The 20,908-nt window shown below is 68.9% G+C and carries 22 protein-coding genes; 7 read left to right on the forward strand and 15 right to left on the reverse strand.

The genetic code is table 11. The features are described 5' to 3' along the window. Positions 1-1,621: acetate--CoA ligase family protein (locus ACFDTC_RS06570; protein WP_375258083.1), on the reverse strand; the 1,621-nt coding region annotated here is incomplete at its 3' end. Further along, positions 1,608-2,609, reverse strand: coding sequence for a cyanophycinase (locus ACFDTC_RS06575; RefSeq protein ID WP_375258084.1), 1,002 nt, complete (start codon positions 2,607-2,609; stop codon positions 1,608-1,610). The genes ACFDTC_RS06575 and ACFDTC_RS06570, both read right to left, overlap by 14 nt. 76 nt (positions 2,610-2,685) lie before the next feature. Here ACFDTC_RS06575 and ACFDTC_RS06580 point away from each other — a divergent pair, with 76 nt between their 5' ends. Together ACFDTC_RS06580 and ACFDTC_RS06585 are read left to right on the forward strand one after the other, a co-directional pair. Further along, on the forward strand, positions 2,686-3,612 hold the full coding sequence (locus tag ACFDTC_RS06580; RefSeq protein ID WP_375258085.1) for an isoaspartyl peptidase/L-asparaginase family protein: 927 nt from the start codon (positions 2,686-2,688) through the stop codon (positions 3,610-3,612). A 110-nt stretch (positions 3,613-3,722) separates the two neighbouring features. After that, entirely contained in the window at positions 3,723-4,955 is a 1,233-nt protein-coding gene (locus ACFDTC_RS06585; RefSeq protein ID WP_375258086.1) for a lytic murein transglycosylase, read from the forward strand. Between the two features lie 143 nt (positions 4,956-5,098). On the opposite strand, the gene ACFDTC_RS06590 is transcribed toward ACFDTC_RS06585, so the two are convergent. The 10 genes from ACFDTC_RS06590 to ACFDTC_RS06635 form a co-directional block, all read right to left on the reverse strand. Further along, entirely contained in the window at positions 5,099-5,569 is a 471-nt protein-coding gene (locus tag ACFDTC_RS06590; RefSeq protein ID WP_375258087.1) for a Dps family protein, read from the reverse strand. A 105-nt stretch (positions 5,570-5,674) separates the two neighbouring features. Next, entirely contained in the window at positions 5,675-6,064 is a 390-nt protein-coding gene (locus ACFDTC_RS06595) for a hypothetical protein (RefSeq protein WP_375258088.1), read from the reverse strand. A gap of 74 nt (positions 6,065-6,138) precedes the next feature. Next, a complete protein-coding gene (locus tag ACFDTC_RS06600; protein WP_375258089.1) occupies positions 6,139-6,399 on the reverse strand; it encodes a DUF1289 domain-containing protein in 261 nt (86 codons plus the stop codon). Positions 6,400-6,472: 73 nt separating this feature from the next. Then, positions 6,473-6,955, reverse strand: coding sequence for a hypothetical protein (locus ACFDTC_RS06605; RefSeq protein WP_375258090.1), 483 nt, complete (start codon positions 6,953-6,955; stop codon positions 6,473-6,475). A gap of 5 nt (positions 6,956-6,960) precedes the next feature. Beyond that, positions 6,961-7,125, reverse strand: a complete 165-nt coding sequence (gene hemP / locus ACFDTC_RS06610; protein WP_375258104.1) for a hemin uptake protein HemP — start codon at positions 7,123-7,125, stop codon at positions 6,961-6,963. Positions 7,126-7,130: 5 nt separating this feature from the next. Then, a complete protein-coding gene (locus tag ACFDTC_RS06615) occupies positions 7,131-7,298 on the reverse strand; it encodes a hypothetical protein (protein ID WP_375258091.1) in 168 nt (55 codons plus the stop codon). Between the two features lie 157 nt (positions 7,299-7,455). Beyond that, complete coding sequence (locus ACFDTC_RS06620) at positions 7,456-8,238, reverse strand: heme ABC transporter ATP-binding protein (RefSeq protein WP_375258092.1); 783 nt, start codon at positions 8,236-8,238, stop codon at positions 7,456-7,458. Then, entirely contained in the window at positions 8,235-9,302 is a 1,068-nt protein-coding gene (locus tag ACFDTC_RS06625; RefSeq protein WP_375258093.1) for a FecCD family ABC transporter permease, read from the reverse strand. The genes ACFDTC_RS06620 and ACFDTC_RS06625 overlap by 4 nt, the downstream gene beginning before the upstream one ends. Before the next feature lie 3 nt (positions 9,303-9,305). Continuing rightward, positions 9,306-10,217 carry a hemin ABC transporter substrate-binding protein gene (locus ACFDTC_RS06630; RefSeq protein WP_375258094.1) on the reverse strand — a complete coding sequence of 304 codons (912 nt, stop codon included), beginning with the start codon at positions 10,215-10,217 and terminating at the stop codon, positions 9,306-9,308. Further along, complete coding sequence (locus tag ACFDTC_RS06635) at positions 10,214-11,254, reverse strand: hemin-degrading factor (RefSeq protein WP_375258095.1); 1,041 nt, start codon at positions 11,252-11,254, stop codon at positions 10,214-10,216. The genes ACFDTC_RS06630 and ACFDTC_RS06635 overlap by 4 nt, the downstream gene beginning before the upstream one ends. A 198-nt stretch (positions 11,255-11,452) precedes the next feature. Here ACFDTC_RS06635 and ACFDTC_RS06640 point away from each other — a divergent pair, with 198 nt between their 5' ends. Further along, the gene (locus ACFDTC_RS06640) at positions 11,453-13,495 is read left to right on the forward strand and encodes a TonB-dependent receptor plug domain-containing protein (protein WP_375258096.1); all 2,043 of its coding nucleotides are present in this window, start codon (positions 11,453-11,455) and stop codon (positions 13,493-13,495) included. A gap of 57 nt (positions 13,496-13,552) precedes the next feature. Here the strand turns inward: ACFDTC_RS06640 and ACFDTC_RS06645 are convergent, their stop codons facing one another. The 3 genes from ACFDTC_RS06645 to ACFDTC_RS06655 form a co-directional block, all read right to left on the reverse strand. After that, entirely contained in the window at positions 13,553-15,022 is a 1,470-nt protein-coding gene (locus tag ACFDTC_RS06645; RefSeq protein ID WP_375258097.1) for a sodium:solute symporter, read from the reverse strand. A 2-nt stretch (positions 15,023-15,024) separates the two neighbouring features. Further along, on the reverse strand, positions 15,025-15,204 hold the full coding sequence (locus ACFDTC_RS06650) for a hypothetical protein (protein WP_375258098.1): 180 nt from the start codon (positions 15,202-15,204) through the stop codon (positions 15,025-15,027). Between the two features lie 126 nt (positions 15,205-15,330). After that, a complete protein-coding gene (locus ACFDTC_RS06655) occupies positions 15,331-15,825 on the reverse strand; it encodes a RidA family protein (RefSeq protein WP_375258099.1) in 495 nt (164 codons plus the stop codon). A gap of 198 nt (positions 15,826-16,023) precedes the next feature. On the opposite strand from ACFDTC_RS06655, the gene ACFDTC_RS06660 reads away from it, so the two are divergent. The 4 genes from ACFDTC_RS06660 to ACFDTC_RS06675 form a co-directional block, all read left to right on the forward strand. Then, positions 16,024-16,959, forward strand: a complete 936-nt coding sequence (locus tag ACFDTC_RS06660; protein ID WP_375258100.1) for a YihY/virulence factor BrkB family protein — start codon at positions 16,024-16,026, stop codon at positions 16,957-16,959. A 37-nt stretch (positions 16,960-16,996) separates the two neighbouring features. Further along, positions 16,997-17,938 carry a CAP domain-containing protein gene (locus ACFDTC_RS06665; protein WP_375258101.1) on the forward strand — a complete coding sequence of 314 codons (942 nt, stop codon included), beginning with the start codon at positions 16,997-16,999 and terminating at the stop codon, positions 17,936-17,938. A gap of 183 nt (positions 17,939-18,121) precedes the next feature. Continuing rightward, a complete protein-coding gene (locus ACFDTC_RS06670; RefSeq protein WP_375258102.1) occupies positions 18,122-19,219 on the forward strand; it encodes an efflux RND transporter periplasmic adaptor subunit in 1,098 nt (365 codons plus the stop codon). Next, on the forward strand, positions 19,216-20,908 hold a 1,693-nt coding region (locus ACFDTC_RS06675), incomplete at its 3' end, for an efflux RND transporter permease subunit (protein ID WP_375258103.1). The genes ACFDTC_RS06670 and ACFDTC_RS06675, both read left to right, overlap by 4 nt.

The raw sequence follows: 20,908 nt of genomic DNA on the forward strand, positions 1-20,908 counted from the left end.
CCGCGGCAGGGCCGGAATAGTCGCCGCGCAGGATGACGTTGTTGTCGATCTCGACTGTGCCGGTGCAGCCCATGCCCACCGACCAGCCGGCCTGCCGCAGGATGTGAGACGTCAGACGCGTCGTCGTGGTCTTGCCGTTGGTGCCGGTGATCGCCGTGATCGGGATGCGACCGTCGTCGGTCGGATCGGGGAACAGCATGTCGACCACATGCTCGCCCACCGGGCGCGGCGTGCCGTGGGTCGGCGCCATGTGCATGCGGAAGCCGGGGCCGGCGTTGACTTCGACCACGCCGGCAGGCTGCTGGTCCAGCGGGATCGAGACGTTCTGGCACAGAAGGTCGATGCCGATCACGTCGAGGCCCACCAGGCGCCCGATCCGCTCCATCGCGAACTTCACCTCGGGGTGAACCTCGTCCGTCAGGTCGGCCGCGGTGCCGCCGGTCGAGATGTTGGCGGTCGATTTCAGGAACGCGATCTCACCCTCGGGCAGCACCGTGTCCAGCGTCAGGCCGGCCTGGTCGAGCATGCGTAGGGTCTGGTCGTCCACGTCGATCTGCGTCAGCAGGTTCTCGTGGCCGACGCCGCGGCGGGGATCCTCGTTCTCGGTGTCAATCAGCTGCTGGATCGTGTGGGTGCCGTCGCCGATCACGTGGGCCGGCCGGCGTCGTGCGGCTGCGACCAGCTTGCCGCCGATCACCAGCATGCGGTGATCCTCGCCCTTGATGTAGGTTTCGACGATGACGCCCGCGTAATCGTCACGGGCCCGCGCCACGGCCGCCTCGTAGCCCGAGCGCAGGTCCTCGACCGAGGCGATGTCGGTGGTCACGCCGCGGCCGTGGTTGCCCGACAGCGGCTTGGTCACCACCGGCCAGCCGATCCACTCGGCGGCCGCCTGGGCTTCCTCTAAGGAATAGCAGGTCTGGCCCTGCGGCACCGGCACGCCCGCGTCCGACAGGATCTGCTTTGTCCAGTCCTTGTCGTCCGCGATCGAGTGGCCGATGATCCCCGACGCGTCGGTGACCGTGGCCTGGAAGCGGCGCTGCTTGATGCCGTGGCCCAACTGCGTGTAGCTGGTCCCGGCGGTCAGGTTGTACCACGGGATGTTGCGCGCCTTGGCCGCGTTCACGATCGACCCGGTCGACGGACCCAGCGCGTTGGCGTCGCGCACTTCCTTCAGATGGTCGATATGGGGCTGCAGGTCGACCGGCTGCTGGTCGTAGAGCTTGCGCACGATGTCGACGGCCGCCTCGCCGGCGGCGATGCCCGTCGCTTCGTCGCGGTATCGGTAGACGACGTCGTAGACGCCGCGGTCGTAGCTGTCGACGGTCTTGCCGTAGCCGACCGAGAAGCCCACCAGGTTCTGCAACTCGATGGCCACGTGCTCGACCATGTGGCCGGCATAGGTGCCGTCGGTGACCCGCTGAAGGAAGCCGCCCGGTTCGCCGACCGAACAGCGGTGATCGTAGATCGTCGGAATCAGCGCCCGAAGGGCGTCTCCGATCCCGGGGACCTTGTCGCTTGGACGGTCCTCGAGATCGTCGATGTCCAGCCGCATGTAGATCGATTGGTAGCGGCTGAAATAGTTGGGGCCGCGCAGCGCACGGTGCTCAAGTATATGCAATCCTAGGCTCCAGGCTGTATGCCTCGAGCTCATCCGGCCCGAGGACTCGCCGGTCCGTCAGGCTGAATCCGTAGCCGTCGACCAGCGCGTGCATTTTCACGCCGGAAACCGCTACGGCTTCTCCTTCGGCGAGGTCGTATACATTCGACCCGCTGATGTCCGCACTGTCAACCAAGATGACGTGACCGGGCCCGAACACCCGGATCACGTCGCCATCGAATTGGGCCGCCGCGTCCTCTCCGAGGCCGACGCCGAGGTATTCGGGGTTGGTCGCGCCAACCTCCATCAGGCGCGAAAAGCGGCCGCGTTCGAGGAAGTGCGTGTCGATGATCACGCCGTCCATGAAGCCGAAACCGGCCGACATCTTGACCGCGCCCTTGCGCAGGGAATCGTCGGCCGCGCCGCCATAAACCATGGTCGCGGACTGGCAAGCCGCGCCGGCGCTGGTGCCGGCGATGACCATGCCTTCCTCCTCGTGGCGGCGGCGGATCGTGTCGAGCACGTCCGACCCGCCGAACACGTGCGTGAGGCGCATCTGGTCGCCGCCCGAGATGAACAGCACGTCAAGCCGTTCGATCATCTCGATCACCTGCGGCGTGTTCGCGCCGCGCCGGTCGCGCACGCGCACGTCCAGCACCTCGCCCGCGCCGATGGTGCGGAAGGCCGCGTCATAGGCGGCGAACACGTCGTCGGGGATGCTGCTGGCGGTGGTGATCACGCCCACCACCGGATCGGGCTTGCCCGACAGCGCCAGGACGTGGCGCAGGATCCCGATTTCGTTGGTCTTGTCCTCGGCACCGCCAATGGCGACCAGGGCGCCGTGGATATGCCGCGGTGCCGGAGCGGTTTCCGGAGCGTCCTTGGTGACCTTTGCCGACATGTTCATCAATTTGTCCTGATTGGCGGGCGATGCCCAAGATGTTGTGGTATGATTTACCAAGAAATGGTGTACGCGACACCCTCTTGTCGCACGATTTGATCTTTGCACCGCAAGCTGCCACTTGTTTCGGCACTGGCCCGGCTTGGGGATCGGTCATTATCCGGAATTCGGCACGAGGTGCAACATGACGACAGGATACACTCTCGTGATCCACGGCGGCGCCGGTGTGCTGCCGCGCGATGCGATGACCCCCGACGCCGAGGCGCGCTATCACGACGCCCTCGCCCGCGTGCTCGCCGTCGGCGAGGCGGTGCTGGCCGCGGACGGCAGCGCGCTCGACGCGGTCGAGGCGACGGTCTGCGCGCTCGAGGACGAGCCGCTGTTCAATGCCGGGCGCGGCGCTGTCTTCACCCGCGACGGAACGCACGAAATGGACGCCGCGATCATGGACGGGCGCGACCGCTCGGCCGGCGCAGTGGCCGGCATCTGCGGTCCGCGCAACCCGATCCGGGTCGCCCGCGCGGTGATGCAGCACACCGACCACGTGCTGATGATCGGCGCCGGTGCGCATTCCGTCGCCAGCGAGGCCGGGCTGGCGTTCGAGGAAAACACCTATTTCTTCACCCAGGCGCGCTGGGACAGCCTGCAGGAGACGCTCGACATGGAGCGAGCGGGCACGCTGGACGACGATCCCAGCCGCCGGCACGGCACCGTCGGCGCCGTCGCGCGTGACCGGAAGGGCGCTGTCGCCGCGGCCACCTCCACCGGCGGCATGACCGCAAAGCGCACCGGCCGCGTCGGCGACAGCCCGGTGATCGGGGCGGGCACCTTCGCCGACAACCGCAGCTGCGCCGTCTCGGCCACCGGCGATGGCGAGGCGTTCCTGCGGCTGGCCGTCGCGCACGAGATCGACGCGCGGATGCGGCTGGCCTCGGCCTCGCTGGAAAAGGCCGCGGGCGGCGTGGTGCACGACGACCTGACGGCGATCGGCGGTTCCGGCGGCCTGATCGCGGTCGCCGCGGATGGCAGCTTCACCACGCCGTTCAACTGCGACGGCATGTACCGCGGCTGGAGCGTCGAGCACGGCGAACGCGAGACGCACATCTACTGAAGCCGCGCCGGCCGGCGTTCCGGCCCGCGCAGGCGACATCTCGCCGACCGCATCGACAGCGGGCGCAAGCCGCCGCATCCTCGGCACATGCTTTGCCGGAAGGGTGCCCAATGCTCCGAATCCTGACGCTCATCCTCGCCTTCGCCGCCACGGCCGCGCCCGCGCAGGACCGCGCCGCCGTCGAGCGCCAGTTCCGCGCGTGGCTTCAGGACGAGATCCTGCCGCAGGCGCGCCGGCTGGGCGTCAGCCCGCAGACCTTCGACGCCGCCTTCGCCGACGTGTCGCTGAACTGGGACCTGCCGGATCTGGTGCCGCCAGGGACCGAGGCGCAAGTCCCGCAGCGCCAGCGGCAGGCCGAGTTCGGCGCGCCGGGCCGCTACTTCAACCGCGGCTCGGTCGACGGTGCAACACGCGTCGGCCGGCAGATGGCCGGGCGGCACGCCGCGACGCTGGCGTCGGTCGAGCGGCAGACCGGCGTGCCCGGGCACATCGTGCTGGGCATCTGGGGGCGCGAAAGCGGCTACGGCCAGGTCTCTATCCCGCACGACGCGTTCGAGGTGCTGGGAACCAAGGCCTTCATGAGCACGCGGTCGGACTATTTCACCGCAGAACTGCTCGCCGCGCTGCGGATCGCCGAGGCCGGCCATGCCCCTCCGGGTGCCATGAGAAGCAGCTGGGCCGGCGCGCTGGGGCAGCCGCAATTCATGCCGTCGAGCTTCCTCGATTACGCCGCCGACGGCGACGGCGACGGCCGTGCGGACATCTGGCGATCCGAGGCCGACACGATCGCGTCGATCGGCAACTACCTGGCCCGGCACGGCTGGATCGCGGGGCGCGACTGGGGCTTCGAGGTACGCGTGCCGCCGTCGGTGTCCTGTACGCTCGAGGGCCCCGATCAGGCCCGCCCGATCGCCGACTGGACCGCCATGGGGATCGAGCGCGTCTCGGGCCGGCCGTTTCCGGATCACGAGTTGCGCGGGCCGGGATCGCTGCTGATGCCGGCCGGGCGACATGGGCCGGCCTTCATCGTCACTCCGAACTTCTACGTCCTGAAGGACTACAACATGAGCGATCTCTACGCGCTGTTCGTAGGCCATGTGGGCGACCGGATCGCTTATGGCGTCGGCGATTTCAGCGCGAATTGGGACGAGGTCGGAGGCCTCTACCGCTCGGACGTCGCCCAGATGCAGCGGGCGCTGCAGGCGATGGGTCACCACGTGGGCGGCGCGGACGGGCTGGCCGGCTTCAAGACCCGCCGGTCCATCGGGCGTTGGCAGGAAGCGCGCGGCGCGCCGGCCACCTGCTTTCCCGAGGCGTCCATGAAGGCAGCCCTGAGGCCCTGAGGCCCTGAGGCCCTGAGGCAAAAACGGACCGGGAACCGGTTTCAAAGCAACCGTATGAGGCGCTGGCGCTCCAGCGTCGATTCGTGCGTCCGCCGCCGGGGTACCGGTATCGTGTCACCGGCACCCCGGGTCGGACGAAGCGCTCAGCGCAGATGCGCGCGCAGCATCCAGGCGAATTTCTCGTGCGTCTGGCCGCGCGCGATGCACAGGTCCTCGGTCAGCGTGTCGCCGTGGCTGGCGGCCAACTCGCCCGCGCCGCCGATGGTCTCGGCCAGCGTCTCCTGCGCGTCCTTCATCAGGCGGATCATCTCCTGCGCGTCGGGCGCGCCGTCGACCTCTGCCACCTTCGAGCGCTTGAGCATGCCCGCAAGCGTGCCCTCGGCATGGGCATCCAGCGCCTTGATCCGCTCGGCCAGGTCGTCCTGCGCGGTGAAGTGATCCTCGTAGATCGTCTGGAACAGCGCGTGCAGCGGGCCGAAGGCCATGCCGGTCACGTTCCAGTGGAAGTTCTGCGCCAGCATCGTGGTCACGGCCGTTTCGGCCACGCACTGGTTGAGCGCCTCGGCGATCTGCGTCGTGGCGTCGTTGGAAAGGGTCTGAGCGGTCTGTGTCATCTGTGCCTCCTGCATGAGCGTAAGGTGCTGGCTGGCGAAAAGGCTGGCTCGCACCAGGGAAATTAATCCCGGCGCGACGCTACGACAAGCCCGTTTAGAATAATTCTAAACCTGACGGAATTCCTCGACGATGCGGCGCAGCAGGAAGACGAGGTTCCGGCGCGCGTGGTTCGGTACGCGCGAATGCAGAAGGAACGTGGCGCTCGCCGCATCGTCGCGCTCGAGCGCGTGCGCCAGCGCCATCAGCCAGGCCTCGTCGAACGACATCTCCACCTCGCCCTCGCGGTAGAGGACGGGGCGCGTTCCCAGCGCCTGCGACAGGCCGCGCATCAGGATCTCGGACGCCGTTTGCGCCGCCACGCGGCGGTTGCCGGACATCGACGCGCAGGCGCCGAAGAGGTCGAGATAGCTTTTGCACCGGGTGGCGCGCGCGGCGTGGCGCAGGTGATCCAGCAGGGGATCGACGGGCTGCGCGACGCGCTTTTCGACAAGCACGTGCCCCCGCACATCGTGCGCGCTGTCGCCGCGCTGCCCGGTCTCGGGGCGCGAAGAATTGAACGCGCCAGCGATCATGCCGCCTTGCCCCCGTCCAGGACGGCCAGACTGACGTTCTTCTTGCGGCATTTCTTGGCGTAGGCCGGCTGCCAGTGGCTGTAGCGGCCCATCGCCGACTGCTGCGCGACGACGAGCTCGACGAACGCCTCGCGGTGCTTGTCCTTCTTGAGCTTCTTGAACGCCGATTTCTGCGCCTTGGTCATCGAGCAGCCGATGCAATGACCTTCGCGCCTGAACTTGCAGACGTCGATGCAGGGGCTGGGAACGTTCGGCATGGTATCCTCGCTGGAGTGGTGAGCCTGCGGCTCTGTCTGGCTTGGTCTGTGCAGTCTGGCTCGTGTCGGCGGGTCAGTGCAGCCTGTGATGCCCGTGGGTAACCACTTTAGCCTGCCCTTGCGGGAGGCTCCACGTCATGCGCCGCAACGCCGCGCCCACCTGCGCGGCCAGATCCGCCACCGCGTCGGCGTGACGCGCGCGCACCAGCAGGCCGGCGATCGCGGCGGCCTCGGTCAGGTCGCCGCGCACGGCCTCGCGCACCAGCGTGCACAGCATCGCCTCGTCCGCGCCGAGGCAGGCGCAGCCGCCGCCGTGTCGCATCAGTGGCCGGCGGGCGTTCTCGCAGAGAGTGACAAGCAGCGCCTCGAACCGGTGCAGCTGCACCCGTCCCTCGGCGCCGCCGAAGGCCCGGGCGAAGCAGTTCCAGACCTCGGCCTGCCCGGCGGGTCCGTCCATCCAGGCGCGCAGGAACAGGATCAGCCCGGCCTCCCACGGGGCGAGGTCGGTCAGGCGTCCGACCACCATCCGGCCGGGACTGGTGTGGATATCGGCCATGCCGGTCATTTGGTCAGGATCAGCTTGCCCGCGCGGGTGATGCGCAGGGTGTAGGTCTGCCCGTCCAGCACGATCTCGGCCTTGACGCCGTTGGCGATCAGGTCGCGTGCGTCGTAGACGGCGGTGCCGTCGGCGTCTTCGACAATGCGGGGGTTCGGCACGCTTTGCATGAGGGTCATCGCGCCTCTCCGCGCCGGTCGGCCCGGCCGCGCTGCAGGTCGATCAGGTGTTCCAGCGCAACGCCGTCTGCGCCGGCGCCGTCCGGCGCATGGGCAAGGTCGCGCCAGGCATTCGCCCCGGCGGGCTGCGGCACGGGCGGGGTTGCGGGTACGGATGTCGTCACGTCTCTCACTCCTGTCCTTTGACATCCGGGCTGCCTGGGCGGTGGCTGGGACGCGCGTCGATGGACGCATCACACAATGACCGACCGTTAGAGTCGGGTACGATATCTGGATATCCTTTTCCGACTAAATCAGTCAAGAACCTTTGCCAGCGCAGCGTCAGGCCGAGGCCGCGTGCGGCAGGATGAAGGGCACGCCCGGCGGCGGCGCGGCCGAGACGCGCAACGCGCAGCCGTAGGCGCGCGAGAGGATATCGTCGGTCAGCACCTCGGACGGCGTGCCATAGGCAAGCCGCAGGCCTCGCGACAGCACCGCCACCCGGTCGGCAAACAGCGCGGTCAGGTTGAGGTCGTGCATCACCGCGATCACACCGCCACCCGCCCGGGCGAAGGCGCGTGCGATCTCCATCACCTGCAGTTGGTGCGCGATGTCGAGGCTCGAAACCGGCTCGTCCAGGAACAGCCAGCGCGGCGTGCCGTTTTCGATCGGAACCCAGACCTGTGCCAGCACGCGCGCCAGCATGACGCGCTGCGCCTCGCCGCCCGACAGCTCGTGAAAGCTGCGCTCGGCGTAATGCGCCAGGCCCACGCGGGCCAGCGCCTGCATCGGCACCTCGGGACGGTCGCCGGCGGTGCCCGCCTGAAGGCCGATGCGCACCACCTCGATCACCGAGAACGGGAAGGCCAGCCGCGAGGATTGCGGCAGCACAGCGCGCTGCGCCGCCAGCACCCACGGCTTGGCGGTCGCGATGTCAGCGCCGTTCAGCACCACGCGGCCGCGATAGGGCTGCGTCGCGGTCATCGCGCCCAGAAGCGTGGACTTGCCCGACCCGTTCGGGCCGACGATGGCCGTGACCTCGCCCGGGCGCGCGACCAGGCTGACGCCGCGCAGTGCCTCGTGTCGGCCGTAGGCGACGTGGATGTCTTCGGCGACCAGGCTCATGACTCGACCAGCCCCCGGCGCGTCAGCAGGATCCACAGGAACACCGGCGCGCCCAGCACGGCGGTCACGATCCCGATCGGCAGTTCGGCGGGCGCGATCACCACGCGCGCGATCACGTCGGCGAGGATCAGCAGGATCGCCCCCAGCAGCGCCGCGTTCAGCAGCAGCGTCCGGTGGTCGGGCCCCGAGACCAGCCGCAGCAGGTGCGGCACCACGATCCCGATGAAACCGATCCCGCCGGAGACCGCGACCGCGGCACCGGTGGCGCCTGCAACAGCGAGGATGGCGATGGACTTCATCCGCTGCACGTCGATGCCGATATGCGCCGCCGTCGCCTCGCCCAGCGCGAGACCGTTGAGCCCGCGGCCCAGCGTCAGCGCTGCCCCTAGCGCGAGCGCGATCATCGGCCCGGCGGCCATGACCTTGGCCCAGCTTGCCCCCGCCAGCGAGCCCAGCCCCCAGAAGGTCAGGTCGCGCAGTTGCCGGTCGTCGGCGATGTAGACGAGGATGCCCGACAGCGCCCCGGCAAGCGCGCCCAGTGCGATGCCCGCCAGCAGCATAGTCGCCACGGACGTGCGCCCGTGCCGGGTCGAGACGCGGTAGAGCAGGATGGTCGAGCCCCAACCGCCCAGAAAGGCCGCGACCGGCGTCAGATAGTTGCCGGTGAGGTCCAACGCCCAAGCCGGCAGGAAGGCGCCCAGGACGATCGCCAAGATCGCCCCCAGCCCGGCGCCCGCGCCGACGCCGACGATGCCCGGGTCGGCCAGCGGGTTGCGGAACAGCCCTTGCATCGCCGCGCCCGACACCGCGAGCGCCGCACCGACGAGACCGCCCATGACCAGCCGCGGCAGGCGAATGTCGAACAGCACAACGTGCTCGATCTGCGTCAGCGCCTCACCCCGCGCCGCCTTGGCCAGCAGGTCCGACAAGGTTACGTCCGTCGCGCCGACCTGAAGGCTGGCCGCGCAGGTGAGCACCAGCGCGACCGCCAGCACCCAGTGCAGCGACCGGGCACGCGACAGCCGGTCGCAGTGCGGCGGCGCAGTGTCGGCAAGGGCCGTCATGGCTCAGCCCTCCTGCCCGTAGAGCGCCGCGTTCAGGCTGCGGACCGCTTCGGCGGTGCGCGGGCCGAAGCCCAGCATCAGCAGCCCGTCCATGCGGATCACCGACCGTGTCTGGGCCGCAGGCGTCAGGCGGATCGCGGGTATGCCGAACAGCTCGTCGTCCGCGCCACCGTGATCGGTATCGTCGACCCCGGCCCGATCCATCATCAGGATCACGTCCGGCGCCGCCAGTCCGACCGCCTCGTCGGTGATCTGCTTGTAGCCGTCGTATTCGGTGACCGCGTTCACGCCGCCGGCCATGCGGATCAGCGCGTCGGCCGCCGTGCCCGTGCCCGAGGCGTTGATCTTGCCGCCCTGCGTGGACAGCACGAACAGCACGCGCTTCTTCTCGGCCTCTGGCCGCTCGGCATCGGCGATGGCGTCGGCCAGTGCTGCCTCGACTTCGGAGGACAGCGTAGCGGCCCGGTCGGACACGCCCAGCGCGTCGCCCACTGTCCGGATCTTGGTCAGGATGCCTTGGGCCGTCAGCGCGTCGGGGATCTCGACGAAGTCCAGGTCCGCCGCGCGGATCACGTCGATCGCCTCGGGTGGGCCGGCGCCCTCCTCGGACAGGATCAGCGACGGCTCGACCGACAGCACGCCTTCGGGCGACAGTGCCCGCACGTAGCCCACGTCCGGCAGGTCCGTCACTTCGGACGGGTAGGTCGAGGTGGCGTCGCGCGCCTTCAGCCGGTGCCCCTGCCCCAGCGCGACGACGATCTCAGTCACCGACCCGCCCAAGGATAGCACATCTGCATGGGGATTGCGCGTCTGCGCCGCCTGCTGTGCGCTGACCGTGAACGCGACGAACGCCCCGACCATCGAGATGCAGAGGGCCGAGACTGCGGCGAAACCGCTGTGCTTGCGGCCGCTCATGCCGGCACCGGCGCGACCGAGGGCAGCGCAGTCACGATCCGGCCCCAGGCTTCGCGGGAATCGCGCCCCTCCTTGCCGACACCGAAGACCTGGAAGATCAGCCCGCCTTCGGCGTCGAACGCCTCGACCGACACGGCCGGGCCGCGCTGCGTGGGCTTCGCGACCGCCCAGACCTCGGCCACTTTGTCCAGCCGCAGGTGCAGGTTGAAGCCCGGGTCCATCACGTTCTGCCACGGCCCCATCGGCTTCAGCGACAGGATCGGCCCGGTATGGATCTGGATGCAGCCACGGTTGCCGACGAAGATCATCACCTCGATTCCCGCATCGCGCACGGCATTCAGCATCGCGTCGGCCGCCTCGGGCGCCAGCGGGCGCACGAAGGGCGCGCCGGCCACCCGGTAGGCGCCGAGACGGTTCATCTTCAGCTTGGCGCACAGGCGCAGGAACTGGTGGGTGTCGGTGAGCTTCGCCCATTCCTCGCGCAGGATGTCGGCCTTGTCCTCGCGGACCTTCGCGGCCTCGACCGGCTTGCGCGGCGCGACCTCTTGCCCTGCAGACTGGTCGTCGACCGCAAGGTCGGCCACGATCCGCGCCCAGACGTCGTGGTTGGAGGCCTCGCGCAGGTGGATCTTGTGCACCGCGTCGCCCGCCGCGTCGAAGACCTGCAGCGAGCGACGGCCACCCTCCTCGACCGCGAAGGCGTGCACCCAGTGCGACGGGAAGATGCGCAGGTCGATGTCCTCGGCCAGCGTCATCGCCGCATGTTCGCCGGGATGGTAGTTGCCGTAGGCGCCGACCTTCTCGTGCACGCAGGCCTCGACCCGCGTCAGGGCCATGACCTCGCCCAGAGCCTCGGCGGCGGGGATGATGTCGTCGGGATGCGGGGTGATCCGCGTCGTGCCGGCACCGACGCCGGCGGCGACAAGCTGCGCCTCGGCGATGCCGAGCGCGTGGGCGGCGTCGCGCGCGCGCATCTTCGGGTTCTCGGCCAGATAGGCACGAATATGGTCGGGGGTCACAGCCTGTCGCTGGGTCATGGGCGTCCTCGGATTGGAAAGCGGGTCCGATGGCTGCGCCCGATGTGTTTCGGTGCGTGGCTGTCTCAAATTACTTGACTGTTTTAATCAGAGAAGTTTAACGCTGCAACCCGTTGCGATGCGCTTCATCGCAAATTCACCCGAACCGCCGCGCCAGCCTTCGCAAGCTACGGCCCAATACGCTGCAAGGATGGCGCCATGATCACCCCCCTGTTGCGCGGCACGACCGCGCTCGTTTGCCTGTCGCTGGCTGTGCCGGCCGCCGCGCAAGGCACCGACACTCCCGGCTTTCTCGGCACGCTGATCTTCACCGGCGGCAAGCGCGACCTGAGCTTCGGCACCGCGCTCGCCCGCACCGTCGTGGACGAGGAGGAGATCCAGGACCGGCAGGCCAGCACGGTCGCCCAGTTGATCGACTCGGTCCCCGGCGTGACGCTGGTCAACGGCACCACGCCGCAGGGCTCGGGGATCAACATCCGCGGCTTCGGCGCCAACACGACCTACGGCACCGACCAGAAGATCGCCGTGCAGATCGACGGCGCCAGCGTCGGGTCCGAGGAGCTCTACCGCATCGGCACGCAGCTCTTTACCGATCCGCTGCTCTACAAGGAGGTCGAGGTCCTGCGCGGCACCATCGGCAGCTTCGCCTACGGGTCGGGCATCGTCGGCGGCGTCGTGCTGTTGGAAACCAAGGATGCCAGCGACTTCACCGAAGGCGAGCCTGGCTTCGGCGGGTCGCAGACCTTCGAGTACAGCTCGAACGGCGACGGCTTCGCAAGCTCGACCAACCTGGCCTGGATGCCGGCCGAGGGCGCCGAGTTCCTGCTGAACTACACCCTGCGGGACCAGGACGACCTGACCGCCGGCGACGGCGACACCATCGGCAACAGCGCTTTCCGCACGCCCTCCTACCTGGCCAAGGGCACGTTCACCTTCGGCGACGACGACGAGCATTCGCTGAGCATCAGCCATTCGCGCACCGTGGCCGACGACAAGGACGTGCCCTACGACCAGTTCGACACGTCCGGCGGGACGTTCGGCAACGTCGACCGGCTGACCGACACGGCGCAGACGGCGGTCGAGTACCGCTACAACCCGGCCAGCGACCTGATCGACCTGCGCGCCAACCTGTCCTACTCGGACCAGGTGATCGAGTACGACTACGTACCCGGCTCGTCCCCGCTGGAAGGCACGCCCACCTTCCCGTTCCTGCTGAGCACGGTGAACGCGGACCAGCAGTACGAGACCACAAAGCTGACCGTGACGAACCGGGCGCAGTTCGACACCGGCACCGTGTCGCACGACATGTTGGCGGGCATCGAGGCGCAGCGCCGCGTCCGCGCCGACAATTCCGACGCCGGTGCCCCCGGCGGCACCAACGACCGTTTCGCCCTGTTCCTCATCGACGAGATGTCCATCGGCGCGGTCACGGTCACGCCCGCCCTGCGCTACGAGACCTCGCACATCGAAAGTGAGACCGATCTTGCCGGCGTCCCGGACAGCTACGACAAGGACGGCCTGATGGGCGGGCTGGCCTTGGCCTACGATTTCGGCAACGGGTTGTCGGTCTTCGGCAGCGCCGCCTATACCGAGAACCTGCCGATCATCGACGACCTCGGCACCGGCGCGTCGGCGCAATACCGCATCACCACGTCCGAAAAATCGCACACCTTCGAGCTCGGCGCCGAATACACCGGCACGGACGTCCTGACGACGGGCGACACATTTTCTGTCCGCGGCAACCTCTACGAGACGACGCTGTGGGACATCACCAGCTACACCGGGACGTCGAGCACCGGCAATCTCGAGCGGGTCGAGACGCGCGGGTTCGAGCTCGAGGCATCCTACGGCCGGGAAAGCGGGTTCTACGTCGACGTGGCGGGGCATCTCGGCTCGGGCGAAGAGTTCGATCCGGGCGAGGACGGCGCCGTCTGGCGCAACACGGCCGCCGACAGGCTGCAGGTCACGCTGGGCCAGAAATTCGACGACCGGCTCGACCTGAGCTGGGAGGTCGTTCACACCGGTGACCGGCGCGATTCCACCAGCGAGGATCTGCCCGACGTCACGCTGCACAACCTGCGCGCCACCTGGGCGCCCGAGCAGCAGGGCTGGCTGGACGGCACCGAGGTCCGCTTCGGGATCGAGAACGCGCTGGACGAGGATTACGTCAGCCACCTGTCGTCGCCCACGCGCCCGGCGCCGGGCCGGACTTTCAAGGTGTCGCTGACCAAGGCGTTCTGATCAGCGCCCCACGCCGGATCGCAGAAGGGCCGTCCCTCGGGGCGGCCCTTTCCGCGTCTACCAGACGCCGTGGGCGCGCAGCTTCGGTGCCAGCGTCGCGCGGAAATCCAGCGCCTCGGCGCGCGGCCGCGTCAGCAGGCTGACGCCCACGTACAGCCCGACGGAGGCGGCGATCACGCTGCCCGCCAGGACCGGGTCGAAGACGCTGACACCTGCGCCCAGCGCCATCCAGATCGCCAGCGCGGCCCCGCCCAGAAGCGATGCGAGCGCCCCGGCGGCGGTCGCACGGTCCCAGAAGAACGCGCCGACGATCGCGGGCACCGAAACGACCAGCCCGGCGGCCGACAATGCGGCCAGCTGGTCCACGATCGCCGCCTGCCGCACCGCGAACAGCGCGGCGAAGGCGATGACCAGCACGACCACGATCCGGCCGACGAAGATCTGCCGCGCCTCGCTCAACCGGGCGGTCGGCAGGTCCCGCGCGGTCATCGAGCCCAGCGTCAGCGCGATCGAGTCCAGCGTCGAGATCGCTGCGGACAGGATGCCCACGATCAGCAACAGCGCGACTGATACCGGCACCGCGCCCGAGGCCAGCAACGCCGGCGTCGCGGCCGACGTGTTCTCGAGCCCCGGGGTCAGGATCAGCGCGGCGAAGCCCCAGACGACCGAGATCAGCGTGAAGATCAGGCCGAAGCCGAGCACCCAGAAGATCATCCCGCGCATGGCGGCGAGGTCGCGCAGTATGAACAAACGCTGGCTGACCTGCGGGTTCGACAGCGGAAAGAAGAACCACGGCAGCGACAGCGCCAGGAACGTCGGCAGCGCCCACAGGCCCGGCCCCGGCACGCCCAGCCATTCGGGGCGTTCGGCCTGCACGCGGTCGACGAAGGCGCCCGGACCGCCGATCGCGGCGATGACGAAGCCGACCGCCAGCAGCGCCGCCACCAGCATCACCGCCGCCTGCCCCGCATCCGTCCACGCGACCGAGCGCAGCCCTGCCAGGAGCGTCCAGAAGATCGCCAGCACGGCGCCGGTCGCGACCGCCAGTTCCAGAGTTATCGCACCGCCGGTCACCTCGGACAGCAGCAGGCCGATCCCGGCCATCTGCGTCGTGCAGTAGGGCATCAGGAACAGCATCGAGATGACCGCCGCCACCCGCGCCACCGCCTTCGAGCCGTAGCGCCGGCCCAGCATTTCGGACGGCGTGACGAAGCCCCATTCCTGCGACGCCAGCCAGAAGCGCGGCCCGAAGACGACGATCAGCGACAGCCCCGAGAAGTAGATGAGTTCGAACCCGAGCGCGCCGATGCCGCCGCGATAGGTCAGCCCGGTCAGCACCACCAGCATGAAAGCGGAATAGGTCGTGGCGGCATAGCTCAGTCCCGCGATCGCGCCGCCGATGCTCCGCCCGCCGAGATAGTAGTCGTCCGCGCGGCCGGTATTGCCCTGCGTCGCAGCAAAGGCGACGCCGCAGCCGATCAGCGCGAAGACCGCGACCGCCGCCCAGACGAGGACCGGGGACAGCACGCTCAGGCCCTCCAGCCGCGGATGCCCGCGGCGATCACGACGACCACGCCCAGCGCGAACAGCGTCCAGAATACCGGAACCGCCAGCGAGGCCGCGCCACCCGACAGGATGCCGTAGGGCACGACGATCCCAGACAGGATCAGCACCCCCACGATCAGAAGCCACCAGCCGAATGCCGTCATGTCACCCCACCCTCTCCGCAACCGGGACCAGGCCGGGCATAGTGACGCGGCGCCGCGCTGTAAAGTTTCACGACCGCGCAGGGCACCTCTTGGGTGCCGGCAGCGGTCCGCCGGCACCCGCGATACCTACTCGGGCATCTTCGCGGCCATGACCTCGATCTCGACCAGCCAGGCCGGCACCGCAAGGCTTGCGACCTGCATCGCAGAGCGCGCCGGCAGGTTGCCGCGCTCGACGCCGAAGAACTGCGTGTAGCCGTTCATAAACCCTGCGAAGTCCATCGCGCCGTCCATCTCGGGATCGCCGACCAGGAACACCTGCATCTTGACCACGTCGTCCATCGTGTAGCCCGCCGCCTGCAGCGCGGCGTCGATGCGTTCCAGCACGCCGACCGTCTGCGTCTCGGTATCGCCGTAGGCCTCGCGCGAGCCCTGCTCGGCGTCCTCGTTCACGACAGGCGGCACCTGCCCCGAGACGTAGAGGACCGAAGCGCCGGGCGGAATCTCGACCGATTGCGCGATCGGAAAATCGCTGCCCGGGGTGCGGTTGCGCACGATGTCCTGGGCCTGCACGGCGCTGGCGGCCATCAGCGCGACCGTCGAAAGCGTGAGAAGCGTCTTCATGTCTGGGTCCTTTCCCGGAACGGGGCGTGGGATGCCATGCCGGCCGCCGACGGCACCGATTGCGCGCGGCGCCGCCGTGGCGCATGACAGGACAGGTTTCACGCCTCGACACCCGGCCTTGCGCCGGTCGCTGGAACGGGCGGAACCGCGCCATAGGTCGTTGGTAGAAGACTTGAGTTGAACGGGACCCTTGCGCGCATGGACACGACGCCGAGCCACGATACCGTCCGCAATGCGGTCGTGACCCATGGCGTCGTCAGCGCCAATCCCGAGGACCTGCTGCGCGGCGATGGCTGGCGCGTGCCGGTGGCGATCGGACGCGAGGCCGCGCTGCGCCTGTGGAGCGACGACGCCTTCGGGCTGGCGGGGAACATCGCGTTCCGCGCTTTGCTCGCGCTCTTCCCATTCCTGATCTTCACCAGTTCGCTCACCGCCTTCATCGGCGACCGGTCGATGGCCGACGACCTGGTCGCATTCCTGATCGCCATCGTGCCCGAGGCGCTGGTCGAGCCGATCGTCTCGGAGGTACAGCAGGTGATGACCGTGCAGCGCGGCGGCGTGCTCAGCATCGGTATCCTGCTGACGATCTGGTTCGCGATCGGCGGCGTCGACGGCGTGCGCGTCGGCCTCAACCGCGCCTACGGCATCCGCGAGACGCGCTCGGCCGTCGTCCTGTACGCCACACAGGTGGTCATGGTCATCGTCGCCAGCCTGGTGCTGGTGCTGGTGGGCTACGTTCTGGTCCTCGCGCCGCGGGCGGGGTCGTGGCTGCACCTGCTTCTGCCCAGCTTCGACCCGGCCTCGGTCACGATCAAGCTGGTGCGCTACCCGGTCGCCGCGATCATCCTGATCGCGGCGCTGTTCGCGGCGCATGTCTTCCTGCCGGCGCGGCGCACGCGCTTTTCCAGCATGTGGCCCGGCGTGGTCTTCACCGTGGTCACGTGGACGCTGCTCACGGCGATCTTCTCGTTCTACCTGTCGAACTTCGCCGATTACGGCAGCTACTACGCGGGCCTCGCGGGGATCATCGCGGCGCTCTACTTTATGTATCTCGCGGCCCTCGTCCTGATCTTCGGCGGAGAGCTCAACCGCGCCATCCGGATCCGGCGTCTTGCGCGGGCGTTGCGGCATTAGGCAGGGAACGCATGTCCATCCGACGGGTTGGCGCGACATGGACCGTCACCTCGAACCGCCCGTCACCCTGCCCCGCCTGCTTTGCGGACTGGCCGTCGCAGCACTAAACGCCGTCGCGATGCCCGCCCTCGCGCAAGAACCCGAGGATCTGGCGCAACTCCGCGACCGCGCGCTGGCGCTGGTGAACGCGTCGCGCAACGACGCGGGACTGGCGGCGCTGACTCTCGACCCAATCCTCAACGAAGCCGCGCAAGGGCACGCCGCCGACATGATCGAACGCGACTTCTATGCCCATGTTGGCCCGGACGGAGAGACGCCCTTCGACCGATTTCGCGATGCGGGCGGTAGCCAGTGGGCGCTCAGCGGCGAGAACATCGCCCGCTGCGCCGGCTGCTCGCCCCCGCCCGATGCCGCGCGGGTCGAGGCCTTCCACGAGGGCTGGATGAACAGCCCCGAGCACCGCGAGAACATCCTGTCCGAAGGCTTCGACCGCTTCGGCTTCGGCATCCAGGGCGAGGGCGACGAGATCTACGCCGTGCAAACCTTCGCCGGCCCCGGCGACGCGGACGGCGGACCGGTGCTCGATCCGATGGAGGCGCAATCCGCCGCGCTTGAAGCCGTCAACGCGCGCCGCGCGGAGGCCGGACTTGCCCCCCTGCAGCCCAGCGAAACGCTCGATACCGCGGCGCGACGCCTGCTCGAGAAGCGCCTGGTCGGCGAAGAACCGCCGCAGAACATCCGCGACCTGCTGCCCGACGATGCCGGGCGCTGGACCAGCCTTGCGATCCTTACCGCCAGCCGCGGCGGCGCGGGGGCCGCGCTGTCCGCGGAAACCGTGACGGGTTTCGTTGAGAACTGGGCCGATCGGGGTGCCGAGACGGGTCTCGGCGGCGCGCGCGCCACGCATCTGGGTTTTGCGGCGACCGCGCAGCACAGCGGTCGCACCACGGCTGTGGCGCTCTTCGGCGGACGAGACTAAATCCCTCCAAAACAATGAATTGCGCGCGGCAAATCCGCCGCATGAACCGGCCCCAAGCCGCCCGTCGTAGCCTCACGAATGCGTCAGGACGGGCACCCTTTTCGACCAAAAGACGTTGCTAGTCTTTCTTCGCGGGCCATGTAATCGCCCTCGAACCGGCAGACCGAAGAAGGACAAGCAACCGTGAGACCAGTGGCCAGGATCGCCGTCGCAGCCTGCGTCGTCGCCGCGTTGGGCGCCGTCGGTCTTTTCGGGACCGAGTACTTTCTGGACCGCCGTGCAGCCGCGCAGGAAAGCGAGGGCGGGGGCGATGGCGGTCAGCGCGCCACGCGCGTCGGCGTGGCCTCGCCCAAAACCCGCGTGGTCGAGGACGCCGTCGACGCCGTGGGCACCGTCACGCCCCGGCGCCGCGTGGAACTCAGGCCGACCGTGTCGGGCCGCGTGACCGAGGTCGGCGTCGATTCGGGGCAGCGTGTCGAGGCGGGCGACCTAATCGTGCAGCTCGACGATCGCGCCCAGCGCGCCCGCCTTGCAGGCGCCGAGGCGACGCTGGAGGAAGCGCGCCAGAACCTGAACCGGATCGAGGAACTGGCCGACAGCAACACCGTCGCCAATCAGCAACTGGAAGAGGCGCGCGCCACCTTCGGCCGCGCCGAAAGCGACGTTCTTGCCGCGCAAGCCGCGCTCGAGGATCGCCGGATCGAGGCGCCCTTCGCCGGCACGCTCGGCCTCGTCTCGGTCGACGCGGGGGCGTATCTGTCGCCTCAGGACGTCATCGCGCCGCTGTCCGACCTGTCGGTCGTGCAGGTCGACATGGCCCTGCCCGAACGGTATTTCGGCCGCGTCTCCCGCGGCCAGACGGTCGACCTGACCGTGCCCGCCTATCCCGACCAGGAATTCGAGGGCACCGTTACTGTCCGCGAGGCCGGCATCGACGAGGCGTCGCGCAGCTTCGACGTCCGCGCCGAGATCGACAACCCGGACCGCATGCTGGTGGGCGGCATGTTCGCGCAGTCGCGCCTGGTCTTCGACACCGACGAAGGGCTGGCCGTGCCCGACGACGCGATCATCAGCGAAGGCAGCGTCACCTACGTCTACACCGTCGCCGACGGCCAGGCGCAGCGGCAGGAGATCACCACCGGCGCGTCGATCGGCGCGCTGACCGAGGTGGTCGAGGGGCTGAGCGCCGACGACCGCGTCGTCGTGTCGGGTTGGAACACCCTGCGCGACGGCGCGTCCGTCACCGTGGCCGAGGACATCGCGCGCGAGGGCCTGGAATGACCCTTCCCGATCTCTGCCTGCGGCGTCCGGTTCTCGCCACAGTGATCTCGATCCTCATCGTTGTGGTCGGGATCGCCGGGCTTATGCGGATGCCGGTGCGCGAACTCCCCGACATCTCGACCGCCGAGGTCACGGTCAGCGTCTCCTACACCGGCGCGGCGCCGGGCGTCGTGGATTCCGAAATCACGTCGGTCATCGAAGGCGCCATATCGACCGTCGCGGGGATCGAGCGGATGTCGACCGAGGCCGAGCTTGGCGGCTCGCGTACGGTCATCACGTTCCGGCAGGGCCGCGACATCGACCAGGCGGCATCGGACGTGCGCGCCGCCGTGCAATCCGTCGCGGGCGATCTGCCCGAGGAGGCGAGCGAGCCCGAGGTCGCCAAGAACGACAGCCAGGGCGATCCGATCATCTGGATGACGATGACGTCGGACACCATGTCGGCGACCGCGCTGACCGACTACGCCGACCGTTTCGTGACCGACCGGCTAGAGACGCTCAGCGGCGTGGCCGCAGTCAACATCTACGGCGACCGCCCCTACGCTCTGCGCGTCTGGCTCGACCCCTCAGCGATGGCCGCGCGCGACGTCACCGTGGGCGAGGTCTCGGCCGCGCTGCGCGACAACAACTTCGAGCTTCCGGCCGGCCGCATCGAAAGCAGCTCGCGTGCCTACCTGCTGCGCACGCAGACGAGGCTGTCGACGGTGGACGAGTTCGAGGACCTGATCGTGCGCGACGAGGGCGGCGCGCAGGTGCGCCTGTCCGACGTCGCCCGGGTCGAGATCGGCACCGAAACGGACGATTCCCGCTTCCGCGCCAACGGCGAGACCGCCATCGGCCTGGGCGTGCTGCGCCAGTCGTCGGCCAACACGCTGTCGATCTCGCGCGCGATCAACGAGGAGGTCAACGCGATCCAGCAGGACCTGCCGGATGGAACTACATTGGAAGTCACCAGCGACGACGCCGATTTCATCGAAAGCTCGATCCGGCAGGTAGTCACGACGCTGGGCATCGCCGTCGCGATCGTGGTCGCGGTGATCTACATCTTCCTCGCCTCGATCCGCGCCACGATCGTGCCCGCCGTCACCATTCCGATCGCGCTGCTGGGCGCCTGCGCGGGCATCGCGCTGGCGGGCTTCTCGCTCAACACGCTGACGCTGTTCGCGCTGATCCTGGCCATCGGCCTGGTGGTCGACGACGCCATCGTCGTGCTCGAGAACATCGAACGCAAGGTCGAGGACGGGCAGGATCCGGTCGAGGCCGCGCGCACCGGCGCCAACCAGGTCTTCTTCGCCGTGGTGTCGACCTCGGCCACGCTGATCGCGGTGTTCGTGCCGCTGTCCTTCCTGCAGGGCGAGATCGGCAAGCTGTTCTCGGAATTCGGCATCACGCTGGCGATCGCGGTCGCGTTGTCGACCTTTGTGGCGCTGTCGCTCTGCCCGGTGATCGCGTCGCGCGTGCTCAAGAAGGGCATGAACGACGGCCGGTTCGCCCGCATCGTGCACGGTGCCACGCAGCGCCTGTCGGAAGGCTATCGCTCGCTTCTGGCGCACTCGCTAAAGGTGCCCTTCGTGGTGATCGGCCTCGCCGCCGCGCTGACCGGCGCGTCCTGGACGCTCTACCAGAACCTGCCATCGCAGCTGACGCCCGACGCCGACCGCGGCATCTTCTTCGTCAGCGTCTCGGCGC

Origin of the sequence: Citreimonas sp. (assembly GCF_042096055.1) — a bacterium.
In the GTDB taxonomy this organism is placed as follows: Bacteria; Pseudomonadota; Alphaproteobacteria; order Rhodobacterales; family Rhodobacteraceae; genus Citreimonas.

What these genes read in the sequence shown, in the direction of transcription:
- ACFDTC_RS06660 (WP_375258100.1), top strand. Translation starts at nt 16,024, where the DNA reads ATGGACACGACGCCGAGCCACGATACCGTCCGCAATGCGGTCGTGACC.
- ACFDTC_RS06665 (WP_375258101.1), top strand. Translation starts at nt 16,997, where the DNA reads ATGGACCGTCACCTCGAACCGCCCGTCACCCTGCCCCGCCTGCTTTGC.
- ACFDTC_RS06590 (WP_375258087.1), bottom strand. Translation starts at nt 5,569, where the DNA reads ATGACACAGACCGCTCAGACCCTTTCCAACGACGCCACGACGCAGATC.
- ACFDTC_RS06585 (WP_375258086.1), top strand. Translation starts at nt 3,723, where the DNA reads ATGCTCCGAATCCTGACGCTCATCCTCGCCTTCGCCGCCACGGCCGCG.
- ACFDTC_RS06625 (WP_375258093.1), bottom strand. Translation starts at nt 9,302, where the DNA reads ATGACGGCCCTTGCCGACACTGCGCCGCCGCACTGCGACCGGCTGTCG.
- ACFDTC_RS06600 (WP_375258089.1), bottom strand. Translation starts at nt 6,399, where the DNA reads ATGCCGAACGTTCCCAGCCCCTGCATCGACGTCTGCAAGTTCAGGCGC.
- ACFDTC_RS06630 (WP_375258094.1), bottom strand. Translation starts at nt 10,217, where the DNA reads ATGAGCGGCCGCAAGCACAGCGGTTTCGCCGCAGTCTCGGCCCTCTGC.
- ACFDTC_RS06605 (WP_375258090.1), bottom strand. Translation starts at nt 6,955, where the DNA reads ATGGCCGATATCCACACCAGTCCCGGCCGGATGGTGGTCGGACGCCTG.
- hemP (WP_375258104.1), bottom strand. Translation starts at nt 7,125, where the DNA reads ATGCAAAGCGTGCCGAACCCCCGCATTGTCGAAGACGCCGACGGCACC.
- ACFDTC_RS06655 (WP_375258099.1), bottom strand. Translation starts at nt 15,825, where the DNA reads ATGAAGACGCTTCTCACGCTTTCGACGGTCGCGCTGATGGCCGCCAGC.
- ACFDTC_RS06640 (WP_375258096.1), top strand. Translation starts at nt 11,453, where the DNA reads ATGATCACCCCCCTGTTGCGCGGCACGACCGCGCTCGTTTGCCTGTCG.
- ACFDTC_RS06620 (WP_375258092.1), bottom strand. Translation starts at nt 8,238, where the DNA reads ATGAGCCTGGTCGCCGAAGACATCCACGTCGCCTACGGCCGACACGAG.
- ACFDTC_RS06650 (WP_375258098.1), bottom strand. Translation starts at nt 15,204, where the DNA reads ATGACGGCATTCGGCTGGTGGCTTCTGATCGTGGGGGTGCTGATCCTG.
- ACFDTC_RS06580 (WP_375258085.1), top strand. Translation starts at nt 2,686, where the DNA reads ATGACGACAGGATACACTCTCGTGATCCACGGCGGCGCCGGTGTGCTG.
- ACFDTC_RS06635 (WP_375258095.1), bottom strand. Translation starts at nt 11,254, where the DNA reads ATGACCCAGCGACAGGCTGTGACCCCCGACCATATTCGTGCCTATCTG.